Consider the following 21964-nt stretch of genomic DNA (forward strand, 5'->3'; position numbering starts at 1 on the left):
CGCTCAGGTGACCGACCATGAACCCAAAGGAAAACTACCTGCATGAGTTCTTCAGGATCTTCTTCGCCAACAAAAAGTTGGTGAAGCGAGTCTTCCTGGTCTTTGCAGTGATCGCCCTGATCTTGCCGCTGATGCTCAAACAGAGCTTCGACATCACCGCGCAGGTGATCGTGCAGTCCAAAAAACTCTCCCAGGGAGACGCCACCACATCCCTGACCCAAGGTGATGCCTCATTCATTCCGCCCTCACTGGCAGACATGGAAACCGAGAGCAATATCCTGCGTTCGCCGGCCCTGATCCGTCAGACCATCAGCGACCTGCGGGATAAAGGCGAGTACGCGCCCAACCCCGGGATCTTCAGCAAACTGGTGACCGAACCGATCAAACGTTTTGTGACCACCCCCTTGCGTGAATACGTGGTCAATCCGGTGCGCGATGCGTTCGGGCTTGACACCGATCCCGTGCGCGATACCGACCTGGATGTCTTCACCCAGCAGGCCACCGAAAACCTGAAAATCGAAACCCTGCCGGGTTCCAACGTAATCTCCATTGTCTACAGCTTTGGCGATCCCGCTCAGGGCACCCGGTTTGTCGCGGCGCTGCTGCAAAATTACCTGGCCAACCGTCAGGAACTGCAATCGATCGAACTGCCGCAGAGCTTCTACGAAACCAAGAAGAAGCAATATCAGGTGCGTCTCGATGGCCTGGAAGGCACTCGACTGACGTTGCTCGAAGGGGTGGGTTCTTCCGATCCGAAGGAAGAAATCACCTTCCGCCTCAACGCCATCAACACTGAGGAACAGGCCCTGAACCTGTATCAGGATCGCCTGTTGCAAAGCCAGCGCTGGCTCGACTACCTGAAAACCGCCCTGACGTCAGCCACCAATACGTCCCGGCTCAGCGATTACACCTTTCCCTACACCTTCACCACCACGGTGGACAACATTGCGTTCGAAGACCGGGAGATCAGACAGCTCGGTGAGCAACTGACGACTCAGGTCAGCCGCTACATGAACGACCTGGCGATCTTCCAGCCGGGCAGTGAACCGATGCTGTTGACCCGCGAGCAGATTTCCCGCACCCGTCAGCAGTTCCTGAAAATCGTCAGCAACCGGATTCAGGAGCGGACCAATGACCTGGCGATTGTCACCTCGGTGATCAAGCAGAAAACCGCGCGCATCGCCGAGTTCAAGGACCGCATCCATCAGTTGCAAGTGGCTCAAAGCAAGTTGCAGCAGATGGGCACCGAGATCACTGCCTTGCACGCGGCGTTCTCCACCTACGCCCAACGCTTTGCCGAAAGCAGCTCCGCCGGTTTGCTGGACAACGATATGTCCAACGCCCGGGTACTCAGCCCGCCGTACGAACCGACCGACGCAGCGTTTCCCAAACCGATACTGATCATTCCGTTCGGGATGCTGACCGGTCTGCTGCTGGCGATTGCCTTCGTCTACGTGCGTGAGTTCTTCGATCACCGCTTCAAACACCCAGCGCAAATTACCCATGAACTGGGCTTGCCAGTGCTGTTGGTGATTAACGAGCAAGACGTCCTGCCGAACAACCCGCACAAGAACTGGACCGTGCCTAGCTTCATGCATTGGGTGCGCCATTGAACGGGCCGCTCAGCGCCAGCGCTCTGCCGATCATGCATTTGATCAGCAGCGGCGGCTTCTATGGGGCTGAGCGGATGCTGCTGGACCATTGCCTGGCGACGCCGGGGCAGCACCAAGTGCTGTTTCTCGATGCGCCGCCAGCGCTGATCGCGCGATTTCGCGGAGCCGGGGTCGACTGCCGCGGCTGTGCGGGATTGAGGGAATTGCTGCGTCATTTACGTCAGCGGCGGGCTGAACAGCCGCTGATCAACACGCACAATTTCAAAGGTTTGTTGTTTGGCTGGATGGGCGCGACGTTGCTGGATTTGCCGTTGGTGATTACTCAACACGGTTTCACCCCGCGCAGTCGCAAGCAACGCTTCTACGGCTGGCTGAGCCTGCAACTGTGCCGCACAGCCTCGGTGCATCGCGTGGTTTGCGTGGCCGAAAGCATCGCCGTGCTGCACCGCAAGGCCAGTGTCCGGATGGAGAAACTGCAAGTGATTCCCAATGGTCTGCCCAAAGCCAGCGGCCTGCTGCCCCACAATGCCAGACACCCGCGCTGGCTGGCGGGCTACGTCGGTCGGCTGAGCGATGAAAAAGGCCCGGACCTGTTTCTCGATGCCCTGATTCCGCTCTGTCAGCAACACCCGCAACTGGACGCCGTGATGCTCGGCGACGGCCCCGAACGGGAAACCCTGCTGGCGCGGATTGCCGCTGCCGGCTTGCACAAACGCATCACCTTGCCGGGCTATCAGACCGACATGAACCGGTGGTGGCAGCAACTCGATGCGCTGGTGATCAGCTCGCGCACCGAGGGCACGCCGATGATTTTGCTGGAGGCGATGCAGGCCGGGGTGCCAGTGGTGGCGTTCAGCGTCGGTGGGATTCCCGATGTGCTGGAGGACCGGGACAACGGCCTGCTGGCGACACCCACCGACAGCGCCGCCCTCGCCCGGCAGATCGATACGCTGCGGAGTGAGCCGGCACTGGCTCGCAAACTGATCGACAACGCAAAACGTACGCAACTGGACCGTTACGACCTGAAGGCTTTGGCCGAACGCTGGTCGCAGCTTTATATCCGTACTGCACGGGAGGCACGCGCGTGATCTTTCCGCTCTCGATCGTCAGTCTGCTCGCCCTGGTCTGCCTTGGTTTGCTGGCCAGCCCTTACCCGTATCTGGCGCCGGGCGCCGTGCTGGGCGTGGTGGCTGTCGGTGTGCTCTACCGAAAACCCGCCTGGGGTTTATTGGGCATCGCGGCGCTGGTGCCCTTCGAAGGTTTCTTCAAGGGCAATGCGCTGTCGGGCACCAAGTTCATCGGGGCGTCACTGGCACTGATCCTGATGTTGCAACTGGCCATTCACCAGATTCCGTCCGAACGCCTGCGCAGCAACATCTGGCGCTACCTGATCTGGTTCATGGTGTTGTACTTGTTGAGCATGATCAATACCGACAACCTGGACATGTCCCAGAGTCATCTGCGGGAGCTGTCTGTCGGCCTGATTCTGTTTGTGATTACCTTGCTGATCGGCCGTGAGCTGAACCTCGATCTGTTCGCCCGGCTGGTGACCCTCAGCGTCAGCGCGACCTGCGTGCTGGCCATGTTTTCCATCAAGTATCAGGACCAGGGGCGCGCTGCCGGGTTGCTGGAAGACCCGAACTCGTTTGCCCTGCTGATCGCCTTCGCCGTGCCGTTAGGCCTGCTGCTGGTGATCCGTGGCCCGAACCTGTTGCACCGATTGTTCTGGGGCGGCTGCTGCATTTTGCTGCTGGGCGGCATGACCAAGACCGAATCCCGTTCCGGGCTGGTGGTGCTGTTCCTCAGCTTGATGATCGGCGCCTGGCACTACCGCGCCCAGCTGCCACGCATCCGTCCACGCCACCTGGGTTTTGCCATGCTCGGTCTGGTGCTCGTGATTCCGCTGGCCATTTATTCGATGCCGGCCGGTTACGTCGCGCGTATCCAGTCCTTGAGCATCTTGAAGGCCGGTGCCAAGAGCCAGGACGAATCCCTTGGCCGTCGCGCGTCATACCTTGTGGTCGGCAGCCAGGTCATTAGTGAGCACCCGTTACTCGGTTCCGGCCCCGGCACCTTCCCGCTGCAGTACGCCACCACCGGGTACGCCAAGGCGTTTTCCGCCAACCGCAAGCCGGGTGACCTGTACCGCCGTGCTCACAATACTTACCTGGAAATCTTCAGCGAAGTGGGGATTCCCGCCGGGCTGTTGTTCGTCGGCATGCTGGGCCTCGGGATGTACAACCTGGTCCGCGCCCGACACGCCTGGTTGCTGCGACGCAACTGGGAACAGGCCGACCTGATCACTCACCTGGGCATGAGCTATCTGTCGCTGATGTTGTTTTTGATGTTCCTCAGTGCACCGAATCACAAATACCTGTGGATCATGCTCGCCCTGACCTGCGTGTTGCGCCTCAAGGCAGAAGAACATTCGCCGACGGAGGCCAAGGCATGAGCCGCATCAGCCTCGTCATTCCGATGTACAACGAAGCCCGACACATCGCCCGGACCCTGCTCGCTGCACAACGCGCCGCCAATGCCGCAGGGCTGGAATGCGAGTTGATCGTGGCCGACAACGGTTCCAGGGATCAAGGGCCGCACATTGCGCGGCAGATGGGCGCGCAGGTGCTGGTTCTGCCGGGGCTGCTGATCGGCGCGCTGCGTAATCGCGGCGCCGCCGTTGCCACAGGCGAATGGCTGGCCTTCATCGATGCCGACATCGAAATGCCCGAGGACTGGCTCACGCTGTTGTTGAGCATCCAGCCCGTGGTTCAGGTCGACGTCCTGGGACTGGACCTGCACACCCCGGCCGAAGCCCCGTGGTATGCCAATGCCTGGCAACGCCGCACGTTGCGTCCGAACGATGAATCGGTGAAAACAGTGCGATGGCTGCCCAGTTCCAACCTGTTGATGCGTCGTCCATGGTTCGACAAGGTCGGCGGCTTCAACGAAAACCTGCGCACCGGCGAAGACAAAGATTTCACCATGCGCCTTTCCCACTCTGGCGCACGCCTGCTGTCCGTCAACCAGAGCGTTGCCCTGCATTGGGGTTACGAGAGCAGTTGGCGCGAATGGATGGGCAAGGAGTTCTGGCGTCAGGGCAGTCACCTGCAATTACTGCGCAGCCACGGCATGAATCTGCGTTTACTGCGTTTCCCGATGCTGTCGATCATCGCCTGGGTGTTGGATTTCATGGCGCTATCCGCCCTGCTCAACGGTTCCCCCCCACTGGCGCTATTGATGCTGTTCGTCACCAGCCTGCCAGCGCTCGCCCAGAGCCTGCGGCAAAGCCTGATACACCATGACCTTCGCCTGATGCTGCAACTCTGGGGCCTGCACTGGGTGCGTCTGCACCTGGCCGGTGCTGCGCTCATTTTGAGCCTTTGTCATTGGAATGCCAGGAGGCCGGCCCGTGGCTGAATTCATTTTCTGGTTGTGCCTGTTGCTGCCGGTGTATACCTGGCTCGGCTACCCGCTGCTGCTGACGCTGCTCGCGCCATTGTTTCCCGCGCGGCGTCATGCGCCAGCAGAACCGATGAACGTCAGCATCATCATCGCCGCGCACAACGAGGCCCGGCATATCGAAGACAAGCTGCGCATCCTGCTCGCCCAGGATTATCAGGCGCGCTCGCTGCAAATCATTCTGGCCAGTGACGGCTCCACCGACGACACCGTGGCCTGCGCCCACAAGGTCATCGACCCGCGCATCAGCGTGCTCGACCTGCCCCGTCAGGGCAAGGCGGCCACCTTGAATGCCGGGGTCGCCCTGAGCACGGGCGAGATTCTGGTGTTCACCGATGCCGACAACCAATGGTCGACCGACACCCTCGGCCAGTTGCTCGCGCCCCTGGCCGATCCAGAGGTCGGGGCCTGCGCCGGGCACATGTTGATCCCGGTGCCGGGCAAGGGCCTGAGCCTGGGCGACAGCCTTTATCGGCATTACGAAGGCTGGTTGCGCAAGGTGGAAAATCGCACCGGCTGCATGGTCTCCGCCGACGGCGCCCTGCTCGCCCTGCGCCGCGAGTTGTTCCAGCACGTGCCGGCGGAGGTCAATGACGACTTCTTTATCAGCACCTGCGCGCCAGTGGCGTTCAAACGCATCGTCTATGTGCCCGAAGCACAAGTGAGCGACCAGGGCGTCGACGAAATTGCCAAGCAATGGCGCCGTCGCCAGCGCGTCACCGTCGGCGGTCTGCAAAGCCTGGCCCAGCGCCGGGAGCTGCTGAACCCTTGGAAGTATGGCCTGTATGCGATTGCGCTGATCAGCCACAAGCTGATTCGACGCCTGGCACCGATCCTGTTGCTGCCGTTGCTGCTGAGCAATTTCTGGCTGTGGAATGTACACGACCTCTATCGCCTGAGCCTGATCGCGCAACTGCTCGGTTACGCGATGGCCATCGTCGGTCTGCTGGATGTGCAACACCGTTTGCCCAAACCCTTTCGCCTCGCCGCGTTTGTTCTGGTGACCCTTGCCGGGATGAGTATCGGTCTGTGGCAGTTCTTGCGCGGCCAGCGGTACGCGCAATGGAACCCCGAGCAAAATCGTTGAAAGGACCGTGCCATGGCGATCAAACAATTATTAAAACGCACCAGTGGCTGGCTTTATCTCAACTCGCCCGTAGGCCGTCACCAATTGCACGGTGCCGGGGTGATCCTGATGCTGCACCGGGTGCTGGCCAATGACCGCGCCGCCGACCTGCCCCATCGCAATGAACTGTGCGTCGGGCCGAAGGCCTTTGCACATCTGCTGCTCTGGTTGAAAAAACACTTCGACTGCGTGCCGCTGATGGATATCTTGCAACCCGGCTCCGTCAGATCCGAACGGCCAAAAGTCGCGCTGACCTTCGACGACGGCTGGCGCGACAACGCGCTGAACGCTTTCCCGTTGCTAAAGAAGTATCAGGTGCCGGCGAGCATTTTTCTCTCCACCGATTTCATTGGCAGCCGGCAACGCTTCTGGTGGGAAAGCCTGGGGGAAACCCTGTGGCACAGCCACGGTGAAAAAGCCCGGACGCATTTGATTGAGTACCTGCAACAGCTTGGGCGACCGCTACCGGTGCTGCTCGATGATCTGGATGTGCAGCGCCGTAGCCTGGCGCTTTTGCATTTTTTGCAAAGTCTGAAAACCCTGCCCCCGGGCGAACTGAACCGGCTCACCGATCAATGCCCGGAGGAGTCGTTGCCCCAGGCGCTGGACTGGCATCAGGTACGCGCGCTGGAAGCCAGCGGGTTGATCCGCTTCGGCCCCCATGGCGCCAGCCACGCGATTCTCACCGGCCTTGACGATCAACGCCTGGATGAGGAACTGAGCCGCAGCCGCAATGCCCTGCTGAACGGTTGCAACCGGCCACTGCCGGTCTACTGCTACCCCAATGGCAACCATGACGCGCGGGTGCGCGAACACGTGGCCGCCCATGACTTCCCGTTTGCCCTGGGCACCGTCGCCGGGATTTATCGTGGCCTGAACGATCCATTGGCCTTGCCGCGTATCGGCATCAGCCATCGCACGGCGCGCAATCCGGAGTTGCTGTCCTGGCGCATCTACCGCGGAGCCCGGCCATGAGTCGCAGCCACTACCTCAAACACCTGGCCCTGAGCATGGGCACCAAACTGGCGATGATCGCCTTGCGGCTGCTGCGCAACGTGTTGCTGGCGCGGATTCTGGGGCCCAGCGAGCGTGGTCTGTTTGCGCTGCTCAGTACCCTGCCCGACTTGATCAGCGCCGCCACCAGCGGCGGGCTGAATTCGGCGGTGGGTTATCAGGCGGCCAAGCAACGGCCCATGGGACTGTTGCTGAGCCAGGTGCTGGTGTTCGGTTGTCTGCTGGCGGGTTTGCTGACGTTGCTGGTGGTGGCGCTGGTGCGCGAGTTCGGCAGCGAACTCGACGTCACCACGCAACTGGGATTGCTCGCCTGGCTGTTGCTGCTGGCGGTGCCGCTGACCGTGCTCAAGAGCGGCCTGCTGACCCTGCACAATGCGTCGGGCGGCGTGGGGGCGTTCAATGCCTTGCGGCTGGTGGAATCCCTGGCACCACTGCTGCTGTTTCTGGCCTTGTTCTGGATGTGGAAAGACGCCGCGCTGGAAGCGGCGCTGATCAGTTGGCTGGCCGGCATCAGCCTGGTGGTGCTGGCGGGTTGGTTCTGGCTCAAACGCGCTCAACCCTTGAAATTGCAATGGGACCGCGCCAGCCAGAATGAACTGTTGCGCTACAGCGCCCGCAGCCATCCAGACCTGCTGTTCCAGCAAGTGATTTTGCGCTCCGATTACCTGTTCATCGGCGCCCTGCTCGGCAGCACCGCGTTGGGTCATTACGCCATGGCCAGCGCTGCTGCCGAGTTGCTGCTGATCGTGCCGGAAGCGGTGACCACGCCGCTGATGAAACGCCTGCTGCAACAGGACGAAGGCATGGATCGCCTGACACCGTTGGCCCTGCGCCTGACCGCTACGGTGATGCTCGGCGGCTGCCTGACCATGGCGGTGATCGGTGAATGGCTGATCGTCACGCTGTTCGGCATTGCGTACCAGCCGGCTTACCCGGCGTTGCTGGCGCTGCTGCCGGGGCTGTTCGGTCTTTGCTATGCGAGCATCCTGCGCCTGGACTTGCTGGGCAAAAATCGCCCTGGCACGATTTCGCTGTTGATGGGCCTCGGCGCGTTGCTGAACCTGGCCCTGAACCTGTTGCTGATCCCGATTTATGGCATCGTCGGCGCCGCAACGGCATCGTCCATCGCCTACCTGGCAGTCACCCTCGCGTTGCTGGTGATGTACTGCCGGTTAAGCGGCGTACCGGCCTGGCAAACCCTGATCATCCTGCCCAGCGATGTGGCACCGATGCTTCAAATGCTGCAACGGAAATCGGCATGAAACGCCTCATGCTGCTGTTGAGCCTGAGCCTCGGTTTGAGCGCCCAGGCGGCGCCCATGCGCTGGGCCGATATTCGCGACGGCAGCCTGTACCTGCAAGCAGACCGCCCCGACACGCTGACCGTTCGCTGGGTTGCGGCGTGGCAGGCCGATGCCAACGAAGAACACCTGTACCTGCTCGACGGCAATGGCAACCTGAAGGGCGAACGCCTGATCGCCGCCAGCGAAACCCGAGGCAAGCAGAGCTGGCCATTGGCACCGAGTGCCGCCAGTTATCGACTGGAAATTCCGGGCTACAGTTTCCGCCGCTACACGGTCGAACATGACGAACGCACCCTGGCGTTGTTCGCCCCGGCCAAGGTGCATTTCAGCGCCGAAACCCGCGGCGGCGATGAGCTGTACTTCAAGGTAGCACCGGGGGAACACGCGGTGCTGGCCGGCAAGTTTCACGGGGGTGTCAGCGCCCTGCTGGCCCAGCGTGTGGGCGATAACAAACAAGTGTCCCTGGCACTGAAACCCTATCGCGGCTATTGGCAATTCGATCATGTGGCATTACCCGTCACTCAGGACGAACAAGTCTGGCGCCTGCGCCTGCAAGGCAGCGGCAAAGTTGCGTTCTGGCTCGATGGCACGGCGAACCTGTTCGCCCAGAACCCACAGCAACTCAAACCGCTGCGCGAGGACGATGGCCAGACCCGCTTGACCCTGCATGCAGAGATGCTCGGCCCAACCCCGAACCTGGGCATTTACTTGCCCTACGTGCTGCCGCCTCAATCCAGTTTCGCGGTGCTCGATGCCCTCAAGCCCCAGGCGGGCACCTATTACAGTTTCGTCGACGTCACCGCGCAAAATCCGCACCACGAAGATGCGTTCCGCCAGCTCTATCAGAACCGCTTCGGCATCACCCAGGACATCACGCTGCTGGCCGGCAGCCAACGCCAGGCCGATCTGCGGGCCGACACCCTGAGCAACGCCGGCCTCGACGCCTGGCTCGCCGCCACTCGCGCCCTCGGCGGCAACGGTACTCACTACATCGCTTTCGCCGACGAGCCGAACCTCAATTACCCGAGCTACGCCGACTACCAGGCGATCTTCAACAGCATGGCCCGGCAAGTGCGCAGCGACCCGGCCAACGCCAAGGCTGGTGTGCGCATCGCCATGCCGGCCACTTCGCGCTTCGTCAACGGTCCGTTCGCCGACAACGCCGTCGACAAGCGCGGTATCGACTGGGCACGGCGCCTGTTGGCCGAATCCGGCGAGCAGATCGACGCCCTCGCCTGGCACGAATGGATGATTCGCGACCTGCTGGCGACCCGGGTTTATCGCGACAGCGTGCGCCGTGCCGCCGAACTGGTGGGCCTCGATGCCAAGGGCCGGCCACGCAAGGCCTTGCTGCTGGACCAGACCAACCTGTCCAGCGGCTCAAGCCTGAGCCCCTACGATCAGGAAACCCATTACGCCTCGCTGTGGTGGACTTCGGTGGTCATCAACTCGGCGCAGGATGGGTTGCTGGACATGCTTAACTGGTTTCAGGCCGCCGACGAACCGACCTACCCCAAAGGCATGGTGCGGGTGCTTGGCGGCGATCGTTTCGAACTCAAGCCGGTGGGCCTGGCCCAGCAATTCATCCAGCAGCATTGGCTGAAAAACGTGATGCGCCTGGACAACGACGCCTTCGAAGTCGATGTACTGGCCATGGCCACCGAGCGCCAACGCAGTTTGCTGGGGGTCAATAAGGGCATGCGCTTGCAGCGTGTCGATCTGGTCGGGGCGACATGCCCGCTCGCCAAGGGAGCGCTTGTATATTTCGGTGCCGATAGCCGCAGCCGCAGCGCTCAGTTCAACTGTCACGAGGGCCGCGTCAGCTTCGACCTGCCGGGCGAAACCCTGTTCGCCCTGAGCTGGAGCGCCTCATGAACGTCCATGATTTATGCGGCAGCCTGAACCTATGATGACTCGATTCGAATGGCGCACGTCGCTGTGCGCTCCGGACTTTCCGACCGCCACCTATGAGGGGTTGCGCTGGCGCGTGACGGACCACACGCCGTTCAACACCCTCGCCTGGCTGCGCGCATCGGAACAGGCACTGACCGCTGAGGAACACTTGCACGTTCTGCTCGGCTGGCAAGGCGACGAATTGGCTTTGTGCCTGCCGCTGGTGGTCTCTGTGGAGCGCTTTGGCGGGCTACCGTTTCGGGTCCTGCATCACCTCGGTTATCCCCTTGCCGATCGCCTGGCCCTGCTCAGTTGCCTCGATGCCGACAGCATGCGCAAGGCGCTGGTGATCATCCGCCGTCGCTTGCCCCATGCGATGCTGCAACTCAATGAATTGTCGGAACCCATCGGCGAAGAAAGCGCGCTGACCACATGGATGGCCCACAGCTCGACCGGCGAGCGCCGCCTCAGTTGCCAAGTGCCGGTGCATTTGATCAGCGAGACCGACCGCCAGGAAGTGTCCGGCGACCCGCGCTATAAATTGCGCCGGGCGCGTAAACGCATCCTGGCCTATGGTGCCCAGGTCCGCCGCATAACCCCTGACGCGGCCACCATCGGGCCTTTATTGCAGGCCCTCAGCGAAGTCGAAGCGCAGAGCTGGAAAGGCCTTGAAGGCATCGGGATTTTCACCAGCGGCAGCCGACAATGGATCGAGCAGGCCTTCACCGCCCTCGCCGAACAGGGCCTGATGCGGGCGGTGGTGCTGGAACTGGATGGGCGCTGCATCAGCTACCGCATCGGGTTGCTGGAACAGGGCCGGCTGTACGACTACAACCTGGCGTTCCTGCCGCAATACGCCGACCTGGGCAGCGGTCGTGTGCTGCTCGAAGAGTGGATTCACTGGGGCCTGGACGACAACTGGCGCTGGATCGACGCTTCGCGGGTCAGCCTGAAGAACTCCAGCCATCAACTCCAGGAGCGCATGACCGGGCAACTTGAGCACTGGCGCTGGAGTTTCTACTCCTGGCGCCCCAGCGGTCTCGCCCTGGGGCTGGCCATGCGACTCTGGCACCGGCTCAAGCCCTGGTTGAAAAAGTGGCAGGCCAGGCAAGCAGCGCTGGTCGTTCCTGCACCCGCTCCGGCCGACAAAGGCCCTGCGCCTACCGAAAAAACCAAGGAGGGCGAACATGCCTCGCCAAGTCATAGTCAACGCTGACGATTTCGGCCTCAGCCCGAGCGAAAACGCGGTGATCCTGGGCGCCTTCCAGGCCGGGGTCATCAGCTCCGCCACCGCCATGGCCAACATGCCGGCCTTCGAAGCCGCCTGCGTCCTGGCCCGGCAGCCGTTGCTCAAGGGGCGGATCGGGCTGCACTTCAACCTCACCTATGGCCGGCCGTTGAGCCCGTCGATTCTCTTGCGTTCGACCTTCTGCGACAGCCAGGGCGAGTTCGATCTCAACCTGCCCCGCCACAGTCTCTGGCTCAACCGCCTGGATCGCGAGGCAGTGCTGGAGGAGCTCGAAGCCCAATGGCAATGCTGCCTGGACAACGATCTGCGCCCCAGCCACCTCGATTCCCATCAGCACGTGCACAACATCTGGCCCATCGGCGAAATCCTCGCGCGCTTCGCCGCCCTCCAAGGGGTGCCCGTGCGGCTGGCGCGCCATTTGGGCAATAACCTGAGTGTGCCCAAGCGAGTGTTCAAGACGTTGCTAAACCATCGGTTAAATCGTCTGGCCGGAGCGGCCGCCCAATACGTATGCACCCCCGTCGACCTGCGCAACGTGGCAATGCCGCTCGATGGCCTGCTGGAAATCGTTGTCCATCCGGTCCATATCGGCACCGACTTTGGCGATGCCTACCTGAACCCGGGAGAGTCTCTGAGCTACGTACTGGAACAACGGCTTGGGGGTGTTCCAAGAGTGTCCTATGCCATTGTGCCAAAAACTTTAAAAAAGGAGCCGCCACACTTGACCGAGCTAAGCACGGTACAACCTTGACTTATCGCCATCGAAAGCATCATCCACAACACCCTGGCGTCAGCCTCGGAGGACTTCATGAGCGTCATCGACAAGCTTCGCGAACGCATCAAACAAAAAGGTCTGCTCCACACGCTCCAGTCTCTCTGGAAGCGCTATGTGTACTTTCACCGGGAGTTGTTGTGGCTGGGGCGCGATCTGGTCACCCCGGTGGCACCGCACAAACTAAAGCCCTATACGGGCTTGCGTCTGGTGACCATCACCCCGGAGAACGCCACGGCTTTCAGCAAGTATTACGGTAACCGCGTCAAAGCCATGGCCGAAATCGCCGCCGAGGGTCACACCGGGCACATGTACGTGGACGAGGCAGGTGATGCCATCGGATTTATCTGGGGCAGCGCCAGGGACTACTTCGACCGGCACTATTACGGCTGCTGGTTCCGGGTCAATCCCGGTGAATTTTTCGAGTTCGGCGGTGAAATGATCCCACTCTACTTTGGCACCAGTCTGTCGGTAGACGCCCAGTTCAATCTCTGGAATGCGATGCGGGCCAAAGGGTACAACAAGATCGTAGACGTCTGCGATACCCGCAACATCCAGGCCATGAAAATGCACATCCGCATGGACTACAAGGAGCAAGGGCGCATCACCCACGTCTACGACCTGTTCGGCCGCTGGCGCTTCTTCCGCGAAACCCACTACAGCGGCTCGCGGCTGACTGAGCTGCGCAAACCGGAGCAGTCGAGGGTGACCGCGGCGCAGGCCTGATTGGTTTTGCGGTCGACTCGGACCGATGTGGGAGCGGGCTGGCTCGCGAAAGCGGACTGACAGTCGACATCGATGTTGAATGTTGAATGTTGAATGTTGAATGTTGAATGTTATGACGCCTACACAGTTCAGGGAAAATTACACGCTAGACCAGAGAATGACCTGACTGCTCGTCTGTATTCATATGGATACAGTCGAGCAATGAATTATCTTATTCAACAAACCACAAATTTCGTGGCATGGCATGCCTCGATTCGCGACTTGCGGGCCAAGGTTGCTATTGCTCGTCGCATTGACCGCGCCTCTACAGGTAATCTGGGTGATATCAAGCCGGTGGGTGATGGCGTCTCCGAAATGCGCGTGGACGTCGGTGCTGGCTATCGGGTCTACTTTACGATGCGAAATGGCGTCGTCATCGTGTTGCTGGCAGGTGGTGACAAGTCCTCGCGAAACACTGATATCCGGCGGGCGAAAAAATTGGCAAGGGAGGTTTAAACATGGGCCAGACTTTGACTGCATTCAACATGGCGGCACTGCTCGACAGTGACGAAGCCATCAGCGAGTACCTCTCTCAGGTACTGGCAGAAGGCGACAACGAAGAATTTCTTCGTGCTATCGGCTACGTGGTAAAGGCCCGTGGCATGACACAAATTGCCAAAGATTCTGGAATGGGGCGCGAAAGCCTGTACAAAGCCTTCGCACCAGGTGGAAACCACGTTTTGATACGGTTCTAAAGGTTATTCATGCCCTTGGCATCGATCTCTGCGCACAGCCTGGACATGCGGCAAATCACTCCACTCGCTGAGAATGACCCTGGCACTACGTTGCTCGCTTAACCGCCACCAACGTGTAGCACAACGGCAACTGCGCCTTTTGCTGCTGATACTGATCGTAGAGTTCTTCGCGATTGGAATGCGGGTACTCCTTGAAGTGGCTGATCTGCAACCCTGCCTCGACCGCACCGGTGAAGATGGCGCCCAGGGTGTGGACGAACCAGTAGGACGCCGAGGCCTGCTGTTCCACTTTGCCTTCGTAGACGATCGGCTGGTTCTGGACGAAAGGTTCGCTGCGAAAATACGAACTGTCCGGGCGATAGGGATCGGCTGACTCGGGGTCGAACATTTCCAGGAACGGATGGGTTTCATACACCACAAGAGCACCGCCAGGTTTGAGGGTTCTCGCGGCATGGCGCAAGAATTCGGCGATGTCCGGCATCCAGTTCAATACACCGATGGTAATCAGCGCCACGTCGAAGCGCTGATGCAGTTCAGCCGGCAGGCGATGGATGTCAGCCTCGATGAATTCGGGCTCATGGGGCGAACGGGATGCCAGCTCCCGAGCCTGATCGAGAAAGGCGACGGACTGATCGACTCCCACCACGAAGCGGGCACCCAGCGCAAACAGCGAAAGACTTTCCCGTCCGTTGTTGCAGCCCAGTTGCACCACATCCTTGCCGTCGACACCGACCTGCTGGAGTAATTCGGTGAGGGTGTCATCCAGGCAGGAAAAATCGTCATGACTCACGGCGTTCAGGCGCGCCCGCCACTCGGGGGTGTCTTTGTGGTGTTGGGCGGAGTCGTTCCATGCATCGCGATTGCTGGCGATGGCTTTTTCTTTTGTCGGCCTTTCCATTGCGCACTCCAGAACCCAGGGTTTCGATTGACCGGCACGAGTCTAGATCGGTGTCAGGAAAAACCACATTCGGGCTTTGTTGCGATCTTGTAATCAGCGGTGGTGCGAACCCTCGCGGTTTTGCTCGCGAAAGCGGTGTACCCACCAACATCAATGCTCAATGACCCACCGCCTTCGCGAGCAAGCCCGCTCCCACATTTGATCGAGGGTGTCCGCATCATTTGTGCCTGGCACCAATCCCCCTGTGGGAGCGGGCTTGCTCGCGAAGACGGCGTGTCGGCCAACATCAATCCCATGACTCAGCGAGCATTCAGCGCAACCGCCCGCCAGGGACGGGGTGGACTCAACAGATCATCCAGCACCGCCATACCCTCTTCACACAGCATCAATATCTGAATAAGGTCTTTTGCCTCGAAGATAAACGGCTCGGTTTTGTAGGTCATGGCAAAAAAACGCTGGGCCAGTAACGCGCCGCCACGTTGCAGGGCGGCTTGATCGGCGCGACTGATGCGGCCCGGAAAAAACGCCGACATGACCGCCGTTCCCAAGGCGCGCATACCTCGCGACGGTGTGAAGTAATCCCAGTGCCAGCGCCCCTTGGCTGGACAATACGTCGGGTTTTCGTCCCCGAGCATGTAACCCCACTCCTTGCTGTCCCACATCCATTGTGGTGCCAATAGCCACGAGCCAGGCCTGATTGTCACCTCATGAGTCTGCGTATTGCCCCAAAGACTGAAGGGCCAATCCTGAAAGTGCGCCCTGACCTGCCTGAAGAGACCGGCCTTTCTGATTTGCCAGGCCAGATAATCATTGACCTGCGACTGGGTAGCGCCATTCGCGACAGCAAGCACCGTTTCGCCCAGGGACTCCCCGCGCCCATGGAGCGTCGTCAGGTTCAAGTACGTTCTACCCGCCAGCGGCTCCGGCAGGTGAGCTTCACATCCCGGCTCAAGGATCATCGGTATGATCTTCACGTCGTCAGCGGTGGCCATTCCAGCCAGCAACTTCAACTCCCTGTGCAGCCCGGAACCGACGATTTGCGCAGACTTCAGATAATCGGCATCGCAAATGCAGAAAACACTGATCGGCCGCGGGCTGAGGGCCTTCGCGATACAGTGATCGATCGACTCCCCGAAGCCAATGCTGTCACGGTCCCAGAACACCGAATATTTCCAGTCGAGGCTTTTGACGATGTCTTGCCTGATCCATTCCTTTTTTTCCAGCCCGCCACCCCAAGCGTAGGAAATGAAAATGGTCCCTTTGCTTTCCGTTTCGCTCATCTGCTCCCATCCATCAGCGTCAACACCGTTCCCTGATTCAACCTAAGTACACAGCAGGCCGTTACGCCAGCGAAAAAATCCCCTTCATCGCCGCATATTGCAGCAACATAATAGTCTTCGCATCGCAGATCTCCCCGCGATAAAACGCCTCGAGTGCATCGTCGAACGTCCACTCCAGTACTTCCAGTTCTTCGGTTTCTTCCTCCAGCCCACCGCCCTCACTGACTTTCGAAGACGCGTCGTACTCGGCAATAAAGAAATGCAGTTTCTCCGTGACCGACCCGGGGCTCATGTAGGCCTCGAAAACCTTCTGCACATGGTGAACGCGATAGCCGGTTTCTTCTTCGGCTTCAGCGCGAATGCGCTCTTCAGGCGCAACGCCTTCCAGCAGGCCCGCCGCCACTTCAATCAGCAAACCATCGTGGCCATTGACGAACACCGGCAGCCTGAACTGACGGGTCAGCACGACGGTTTTCTTCTCGCGGTTAAACAGCAGAATCGCCGCGCCGTTGCCCCGGTCGTAGACCTCGCGAGTCTGACGCTGCCAGTCACCATTGTTGCGTAAGTAATCGAACGTGATTTTCTTCAGCAGATACCAGTCGTGGGACAGCACCTGGGACTCGATGATGTTGACCCGCTCGGCTGTGTTCGACATGACTATCCATCCTTATTTTCGTCAGAAGGCGTCCATGTTAGGCGAAAACAGAAAAGCCCGGCATGGCGGGTTCCTCAGTTCCATGGGATAGAACAATTGCCGCGACCCAGATAGGATCCGGTCTCACCGCCATAAGGATGTAGCCATGACCCTGCGAATCGAACTGTCGCCCAATGCCACTCAGGAAGAGCGCGAGGCCATCCTCACACCCCTGCGCGCCTACAACGTTTCAAAGGCCGGGCCCACGGTGTCAGAGCAGATTGCTTTGCTGGTACGCGATGACCGCGACGAGATTCTCGGCGGGCTTTATGGCCGAGTGTTTTACCAATGGTTTTTTATTGAGTTGTTGTCGGTGCCGGAGCAGGCCCGGGGACAAGGGATGGGCTCGAAGCTGATGCAGATGGCCGAAGACCTGGCGCGGGAGAAAAAGTGCATCGGGATCTGGCTAGACACCTTCGACTTCCAGGCGCCGGCGTTCTACAAGAAACACGGTTACAGCGAGTTAGGGCACATTGCTGATTACCCGCCAGGCCACAAGCGCTTCTTTTTCCAGAAACGCCTGACTGATTAAAACGCAAAACCTGTGGGAGCGGGCTTGCTCGCGAATGCGGTGTATCAGTCAACATTGATGGCGACTGACACTCCCTCTTCGCGAGCAAGCCCGCTCCCACATTGGAATGGCGCCGGCCGGCCGTCTGGGGATTGAGCCTCAAAACTGGCTCAGAGGCAGGTAGCCAACGCCGCCAATCGGCGCTTGGCGACAAAATCGTCATGTTGGGCGTAGTAGCTCAAGGCCGTGCCTGAAGCATCGGTGGTCACGTCCACGAAGGACTCGGCCGAACGGGTGTAGACCGTCGAGCCACCCTTCTTGCCCGGCTGCAAATACGCGCCCGCATCGACGCCGAACACCGCCTCGTCCTGCCAGGCAAACTGCACGCACTGGGCGACGACTTTTTCCGGTTTGTCCGAGGTCAGGGTTTTGTACGGGGTTTTGGTGCGGGCGTCGTTCATCGCCGATCCGGCGCAGCCCGCCAGCAAGGTTGCGGCCAGCGCCATCATCAGAATTCGCATTGCGTTCGCTCATCAAGAAAAAGCGGACTGTATCACCGCAGCACGGCGTATCGTTCTGCTTTACTTCATTTATACCGCGACACCGCCCAACGATTCGCGCACCCTGTCGCGCCATTAACGCCGCATCGCCCATTTTTCCGGGCCCATTTTTCTGGAAAGGTCATGACACCCAACGCCGAATACTACAAACCGACCGCTGAATACGCCGACAAGCTGATCAGCCAGATCGGTCAGACGCCTTCCTGGATTGCCAAGCGAATTGGCGTTACCGACAAGCGGATTCGTTACATTCTCGACGGAGAAAGAACCGTCAAAGGCGAAACCACGCCCATCCAGATGACCTACCCCGAGCAGTTTGCCCTCGAGTGTCTGGCCGCGGCCGCCAAGGCGAGCAAAAAGCAGTCTTCGTAATCCCCCTCAAGGAGTGACCATGGCGGCAACCGAACAGCAACACGAGCAGGCGCTGAAAAGATTTCTCGATGAGCGTCCTGAGCTGCACATCGAACTGGACAACCTGAATCCACTGTTGGCCCAGGCCAAGGGCGAGACAGTGGCGCAGTACCGCGACGAACGCTTGCATGAGGCGTTCGAAGCCGAGGCTGAGCGCCTGGGTTTGTTTGCCTGGGAACTGACGCTGCAACTGACCACAGCCACGCCTGAGGATTACCAGGCCCAACGCATGGAGGTGCACAAGGAAGTCGCGGAGATGGCCGGCATGGACTGGCTGGAGTATTGCGAGTTATATGGGTTAACCAAATAATCATCGCTGCTCAAGGAAGCTTTCGCCGATGCTGCCTTCGCCCTTAAGTACCCGGGCCACGCCGGGCCATTTGCATACCCATAAATGGCGCGGCCGCATCGGCCTGTCTCTGGTCGCCAGTTTGTCGGTGCTCGCCGGCATGACCGATGCCATCGGCTTCATGGCCAGCGGCGACTTCGTGTCCTTCATGAGCGGCAACACCACCCGCCTGGCCGTGGCAATCAGCGATGGCGACCTGGGGCTGACCCTGCGTTTGATAATCCTCGTGACCACATTTGTCGCCGGCAACGCCCTGGGCATTGTCGTCAGCCGTTTCGGTGGTCGACGGGCGTTGCCGTTGCTGCTGTGCATCGCCACCCTGCTCTGCGGCGCTGCGGCCTGGCCCTACGAGACGCAATTGCCGGTGTTGTTGGCAGCGATCATCGCCATGGGCATGCTCAATGTCGCCGTGGAAGAAGTGAACGGCCTGCCGGTCGGGCTGACCTACGTCACTGGCGCGTTGTCGCGATTTGGCCGCGGGCTGGGGCGGTGGATGCTTGGCGAGCGGCGCAACGGCTGGCGGGTGCAACTAATCCCGTGGGCCGGGATGTTTGCCGGCGCGGTGCTTGGTGCCGTCCTGGAACATCATCTTGGGCTCAAGGCCCTGTTTGTCAGCGGGCTGCTGGCGGGGGTGCTGGGGTTGGTGTCGTTGAAGATACCGCGGCGTTGGCAATTGGGTTATATGCCACGCTGATCGGGTTATCACATTCAACATTGATGGTGCCTGACACTCCGCTATCGCGAGCAGGCTCGCTCCCACAGGGGGCTGTGGTGGATTTCAATGTTCTGTACGACACCAATCCCTTGTGGGAGCGAGCCTGCTCGCGATGGCAGCGACTCGGTCTACGAGTAAACGCCCTTCGCCGCCCCGCCGATAAAGCTTTATCATGGCCGCAGTTTTGCTGATCGAGTCCGTCATGAAGTTCGCCATTGCGCTGTTTTCCGCCGCCCATGCGCCCTCCTCGCGCCGAGCCTTGCTGTTTGCCCAGGCCGCGCTGGCCGGCGGGCATGAGATTGTCCGGCTGTTTTTTTATCAGGATGGCGTCTACAACGCGTCCGGCAGCGTGGTCACGCCTCAGGATGAGCAGGACTTGCCCAAACAGTGGCGCAACTTTGTCACCGAGCATCAACTCGATGGCGTGGTCTGCATCGCCGCCGCCCTGCGCCGCGGTGTGTTGAACGAGAAAGAAGCCCAGCGCTATCAGCGTGAAGCGGTCGCGGTGGGTGCGCCGTGGGAATTGTCCGGCCTTGGCCAGTTGCATGACGCGGTGCAGGACGCTGACCGTTTGATCTGTTTCGGAGGCGCTTGAGATGGCTAAATCCTTGCTGATTATCAGCCGTCAGGCGCCGTGGTCCGGGCCGAATGCGCGGGAAGCGCTGGACATCGTGCTGGCCGGTGGCGCCTTCGATCTGCCGATCGGCCTGCTGTTTCTCGATGACGGCGTGTTCCAGCTCGTCGCGAAACAGGACGCCAAGGCCCTGCAACAGAAAGACCTGAGTGCCAACCTGCAAGCCTTGCCGATGTTTGGTGTCGAAGACCTGTTCGTGTGCGGTGAAAGCGCCGCGGCCCGTGGTCTGGACCCCAAAGGTCTGTCGCTTGAAGAAGCCCGGGTGCTGGCCGCCCAGGAAATCACCGCCCTTATTGACCGTTACGACCAGGTGATCACCCTCTGATGTCGACTTTGCATGTGTTGTCTCATTCCCCTTTCGGCGACGAGCGTCTGAGCAGCTGCCTGCGCGTGATCGGCGCCGACGATGCGCTGCTGCTGAGTGGCGACGCGGCTTATGCCTTGCAGCCAGGCACCGCACCGTTCAGCGCGCTGCATGCCCGCAGCCTGAAACTGTTCGTGCTGGCCGAAGATGCTCAAGCTCGGGCGCTGGAAATCCCGGACTGGGCCAAGGCCATCGATTACCCGGCCTTCGTCGAGCTGTCGATTCACTACGACAAGGTCAACAGTTGGCTATGAAATCCCTGACGGTCGGCGCCCGCGCCATTGAACTGGACAAGGACGGTTTCCTGGTCGAACTGAGTGACTGGTCTGCCGAGGTGGCCGCGGCCCTCGCCGCTGCCGAAGACATCGAGTTGAGCCCGGAACATTGGGAGATCCTCGAACTGCTGCGCAGTTTTTACGACGAGTTCCAGCTGTCTCCGGCGACCCGCCCGCTGATCAAGTACACCGCATTGAAACTCGGCCCCGACAAGGGCAACAGCTTGCACCTGAACCAACTGTTCAAAGGCACCCCCGCCAAACTCGCCGCGAAACTGGCGGGTCTGCCCAAACCGACGAATTGCTTATGACCGACTATCCAGCGCTGACCCTTGAAACACCTGCAGAGCACCCGTTCGCGCAATTCGTGCGGATCCTTGGCAAAGGCAAGCGTGGCGCCCGCGACCTGACCCGAGAGGAAGCCCGCGAGGCCATGGGCATGGTGCTCGACGACAAGGTCGAGGACACCCAGCTCGGCGCCTTCCTGATGCTGTTGCGGCACAAGGAAGAAAGTGCCGAGGAAATGGCGGGGTTCACCCAAGCCTTGCGTGAGCGCCTGAATCCACCGGCGCTGGCGGTCGATCTGGACTGGCCGACTTATGCGGGCAAGAAGCGTCACCTGCCGTGGTATCTGCTGGCGGCCAAGTGCCTTGCACACAATGGCGTGCGCATCTTCATGCACGGTGGCGGCGCACACACGGCGGGTCGGCTATACAGCGAACAACTGCTCGAGACGCTGAACATCCCACTGTGCCGCAACTGGCAGCAAGTCGGCGTGGCACTCGATCAGAGCGGCCTGGCATTCATGCCGCTGGTCGATTGGGCACCGCAGCTGCAACGAATGATCGACCTGCGCAACACCTTGGGCCTGCGCTCGCCAATCCATTCCCTGGCGCGGATTCTCAACCCGATGGGCGCCCGTTGCGGTCTGCAAAGCATTTTCCACCCTGGTTACCAAGCTGTGCATCGCGATGCCAGCGGTTTGCTCGGGGACACGGCGATCGTCATCAAGGGCGATGGCGGTGAAATCGAGATCAACCCGGACGCCGACAGCCACCTGTATGGCACCACTGGCGGCGAAAGCTGGGATGAAGAATGGCCGCAACTGTCGGCCCAACGCCACGTCAAACCAGCGAGCCTGGATCCGGAGCATTTGAAAGCCGTGTGGCGTGGTGACGTGGTCGACAGCTATCCGCAAATGGCGTTGATCTCGACCATGGCCCTGGCTTTACGCGGCCTCGGCCAGCCCCGCGAGCAAGCGTTCGAAACCGCTCAGCAGTATTGGGATGCGCGGGACAGATCGATTTAATCGATCATGAACCCCCAACCTTTGTACTTTTTGTTCGAACCTATGCGCATAGACTCCTCTCCAACGCTTATGGGT

At 60.3% G+C, this 21964-nt stretch carries 25 protein-coding genes and 1 pseudogene; 22 read left to right on the forward strand and 4 right to left on the reverse strand.

The window, feature by feature from the left end:
- Nucleotides 1-17 precede the first annotated feature (17 nt).
- The 13 genes and pseudogenes from ACA044_RS18590 (at nt 18) to ACA044_RS18650 (ending at nt 13960) form a co-directional block, all read left to right on the forward strand.
- A complete protein-coding gene (locus tag ACA044_RS18590; protein WP_497442702.1) occupies nt 18-1613 on the forward strand; it encodes a GumC family protein in 1596 nt (531 codons plus the stop codon).
- A gap of 32 nt (nt 1614-1645) precedes the next feature.
- The gene (locus tag ACA044_RS18595; protein ID WP_497447262.1) at nt 1646-2701 is read left to right on the forward strand and encodes a glycosyltransferase family 4 protein; all 1056 of its coding nucleotides are present in this window, start codon (nt 1646-1648) and stop codon (nt 2699-2701) included.
- Nucleotides 2698-4065 carry an O-antigen ligase family protein gene (locus ACA044_RS18600; protein WP_497442703.1) on the forward strand — a complete coding sequence of 456 codons (1368 nt, stop codon included), beginning with the start codon at nt 2698-2700 and terminating at the stop codon, nt 4063-4065. The genes ACA044_RS18595 and ACA044_RS18600 overlap by 4 nt, the downstream gene beginning before the upstream one ends.
- Nucleotides 4062-5030: a glycosyltransferase family 2 protein gene (locus tag ACA044_RS18605; protein ID WP_497442704.1), complete on the forward strand. Its 969-nt coding sequence runs from the start codon at nt 4062-4064 to the stop codon at nt 5028-5030. Before ACA044_RS18600 ends, ACA044_RS18605 begins: the two co-directional genes overlap by 4 nt.
- Nucleotides 5023-6159: a glycosyltransferase gene (locus tag ACA044_RS18610; protein WP_497442705.1), complete on the forward strand. Its 1137-nt coding sequence runs from the start codon at nt 5023-5025 to the stop codon at nt 6157-6159. Before ACA044_RS18605 ends, ACA044_RS18610 begins: the two co-directional genes overlap by 8 nt.
- A gap of 12 nt (nt 6160-6171) precedes the next feature.
- Nucleotides 6172-7173, forward strand: a complete 1002-nt coding sequence (locus ACA044_RS18615) for a polysaccharide deacetylase family protein (protein ID WP_497442706.1) — start codon at nt 6172-6174, stop codon at nt 7171-7173.
- Nucleotides 7170-8474, forward strand: coding sequence for a lipopolysaccharide biosynthesis protein (locus ACA044_RS18620; protein ID WP_497442707.1), 1305 nt, complete (start codon nt 7170-7172; stop codon nt 8472-8474). The genes ACA044_RS18615 and ACA044_RS18620 overlap by 4 nt, the downstream gene beginning before the upstream one ends.
- Nucleotides 8471-10390, forward strand: a complete 1920-nt coding sequence (locus tag ACA044_RS18625) for a hypothetical protein (RefSeq protein WP_497442708.1) — start codon at nt 8471-8473, stop codon at nt 10388-10390. The genes ACA044_RS18620 and ACA044_RS18625 overlap by 4 nt, the downstream gene beginning before the upstream one ends.
- A gap of 31 nt (nt 10391-10421) precedes the next feature.
- Nucleotides 10422-11624: a GNAT family N-acetyltransferase gene (locus ACA044_RS18630; RefSeq protein WP_497442709.1), complete on the forward strand. Its 1203-nt coding sequence runs from the start codon at nt 10422-10424 to the stop codon at nt 11622-11624.
- Nucleotides 11596-12408 carry a ChbG/HpnK family deacetylase gene (locus tag ACA044_RS18635; protein WP_497442710.1) on the forward strand — a complete coding sequence of 271 codons (813 nt, stop codon included), beginning with the start codon at nt 11596-11598 and terminating at the stop codon, nt 12406-12408. Before ACA044_RS18630 ends, ACA044_RS18635 begins: the two co-directional genes overlap by 29 nt.
- A gap of 57 nt (nt 12409-12465) precedes the next feature.
- Nucleotides 12466-13155 carry an N-acetyltransferase gene (locus ACA044_RS18640; RefSeq protein ID WP_497442711.1) on the forward strand — a complete coding sequence of 230 codons (690 nt, stop codon included), beginning with the start codon at nt 12466-12468 and terminating at the stop codon, nt 13153-13155.
- Nucleotides 13156-13356: 201 nt separating this feature from the next.
- Complete coding sequence (locus ACA044_RS18645; protein ID WP_497442712.1) at nt 13357-13650, forward strand: type II toxin-antitoxin system RelE/ParE family toxin; 294 nt, start codon at nt 13357-13359, stop codon at nt 13648-13650.
- Between the two features lie 2 nt (nt 13651-13652).
- Nucleotides 13653-13960: pseudogene (locus tag ACA044_RS18650) on the forward strand (addiction module antidote protein).
- Nucleotides 13961-13974: 14 nt separating this feature from the next.
- On the opposite strand, the gene ACA044_RS18655 reads toward ACA044_RS18650, so the two are convergent.
- From ACA044_RS18655 to ACA044_RS18665, 3 genes are all read right to left on the reverse strand, one after another.
- The gene (locus ACA044_RS18655; protein ID WP_497442713.1) at nt 13975-14787 is read right to left on the reverse strand and encodes a class I SAM-dependent methyltransferase; all 813 of its coding nucleotides are present in this window, start codon (nt 14785-14787) and stop codon (nt 13975-13977) included.
- Nucleotides 14788-15086: 299 nt separating this feature from the next.
- Nucleotides 15087-16067 carry a TIR domain-containing protein gene (locus ACA044_RS18660; RefSeq protein WP_497442714.1) on the reverse strand — a complete coding sequence of 327 codons (981 nt, stop codon included), beginning with the start codon at nt 16065-16067 and terminating at the stop codon, nt 15087-15089.
- 61 nt (nt 16068-16128) lie between these two features.
- The gene (locus ACA044_RS18665; protein ID WP_497442715.1) at nt 16129-16722 is read right to left on the reverse strand and encodes an NUDIX domain-containing protein; all 594 of its coding nucleotides are present in this window, start codon (nt 16720-16722) and stop codon (nt 16129-16131) included.
- 145 nt (nt 16723-16867) lie between these two features.
- Here ACA044_RS18665 and ACA044_RS18670 point away from each other — a divergent pair, with 145 nt between their 5' ends.
- On the forward strand, nt 16868-17293 hold the full coding sequence (locus ACA044_RS18670; protein WP_497442716.1) for a GNAT family N-acetyltransferase: 426 nt from the start codon (nt 16868-16870) through the stop codon (nt 17291-17293).
- Between the two features lie 149 nt (nt 17294-17442).
- On the opposite strand, the gene ACA044_RS18675 is transcribed toward ACA044_RS18670, so the two are convergent.
- Nucleotides 17443-17793 carry a hypothetical protein gene (locus tag ACA044_RS18675; RefSeq protein ID WP_497442717.1) on the reverse strand — a complete coding sequence of 117 codons (351 nt, stop codon included), beginning with the start codon at nt 17791-17793 and terminating at the stop codon, nt 17443-17445.
- Nucleotides 17794-17955: 162 nt separating this feature from the next.
- Between ACA044_RS18675 and ACA044_RS18680 the strand changes: the two genes are divergently transcribed.
- The 8 genes from ACA044_RS18680 (at nt 17956) to ACA044_RS18715 (ending at nt 21889) form a co-directional block, all read left to right on the forward strand.
- Complete coding sequence (locus ACA044_RS18680) at nt 17956-18204, forward strand: hypothetical protein (protein ID WP_008154823.1); 249 nt, start codon at nt 17956-17958, stop codon at nt 18202-18204.
- Between the two features lie 19 nt (nt 18205-18223).
- Nucleotides 18224-18553, forward strand: coding sequence for a DUF6388 family protein (locus ACA044_RS18685; RefSeq protein WP_497442718.1), 330 nt, complete (start codon nt 18224-18226; stop codon nt 18551-18553).
- Nucleotides 18554-18581: 28 nt separating this feature from the next.
- A complete protein-coding gene (locus ACA044_RS18690; RefSeq protein ID WP_497442719.1) occupies nt 18582-19286 on the forward strand; it encodes a YoaK family protein in 705 nt (234 codons plus the stop codon).
- Between the two features lie 223 nt (nt 19287-19509).
- Nucleotides 19510-19902 (forward strand): sulfurtransferase complex subunit TusD, encoded by a 393-nt coding sequence (gene tusD, locus ACA044_RS18695; protein WP_497447263.1) that lies wholly within the window; start codon nt 19510-19512, stop codon nt 19900-19902.
- A 1-nt stretch (nt 19903) separates the two neighbouring features.
- A complete protein-coding gene (gene tusC / locus ACA044_RS18700) occupies nt 19904-20266 on the forward strand; it encodes a sulfurtransferase complex subunit TusC (RefSeq protein ID WP_497442720.1) in 363 nt (120 codons plus the stop codon).
- Nucleotides 20266-20559 carry a sulfurtransferase complex subunit TusB gene (tusB, locus tag ACA044_RS18705; RefSeq protein WP_497442721.1) on the forward strand — a complete coding sequence of 98 codons (294 nt, stop codon included), beginning with the start codon at nt 20266-20268 and terminating at the stop codon, nt 20557-20559. The genes tusC and tusB overlap by 1 nt, the downstream gene beginning before the upstream one ends.
- Nucleotides 20556-20891, forward strand: a complete 336-nt coding sequence (locus tag ACA044_RS18710) for a TusE/DsrC/DsvC family sulfur relay protein (RefSeq protein WP_497442722.1) — start codon at nt 20556-20558, stop codon at nt 20889-20891. Before tusB ends, ACA044_RS18710 begins: the two co-directional genes overlap by 4 nt.
- Nucleotides 20888-21889 carry a glycosyl transferase family protein gene (locus ACA044_RS18715; RefSeq protein ID WP_497442723.1) on the forward strand — a complete coding sequence of 334 codons (1002 nt, stop codon included), beginning with the start codon at nt 20888-20890 and terminating at the stop codon, nt 21887-21889. Before ACA044_RS18710 ends, ACA044_RS18715 begins: the two co-directional genes overlap by 4 nt.
- Nucleotides 21890-21964 lie beyond the last annotated feature (75 nt).

The sequence above is a fragment of the Pseudomonas sp. LBUM1673 genome (assembly GCF_059695645.1).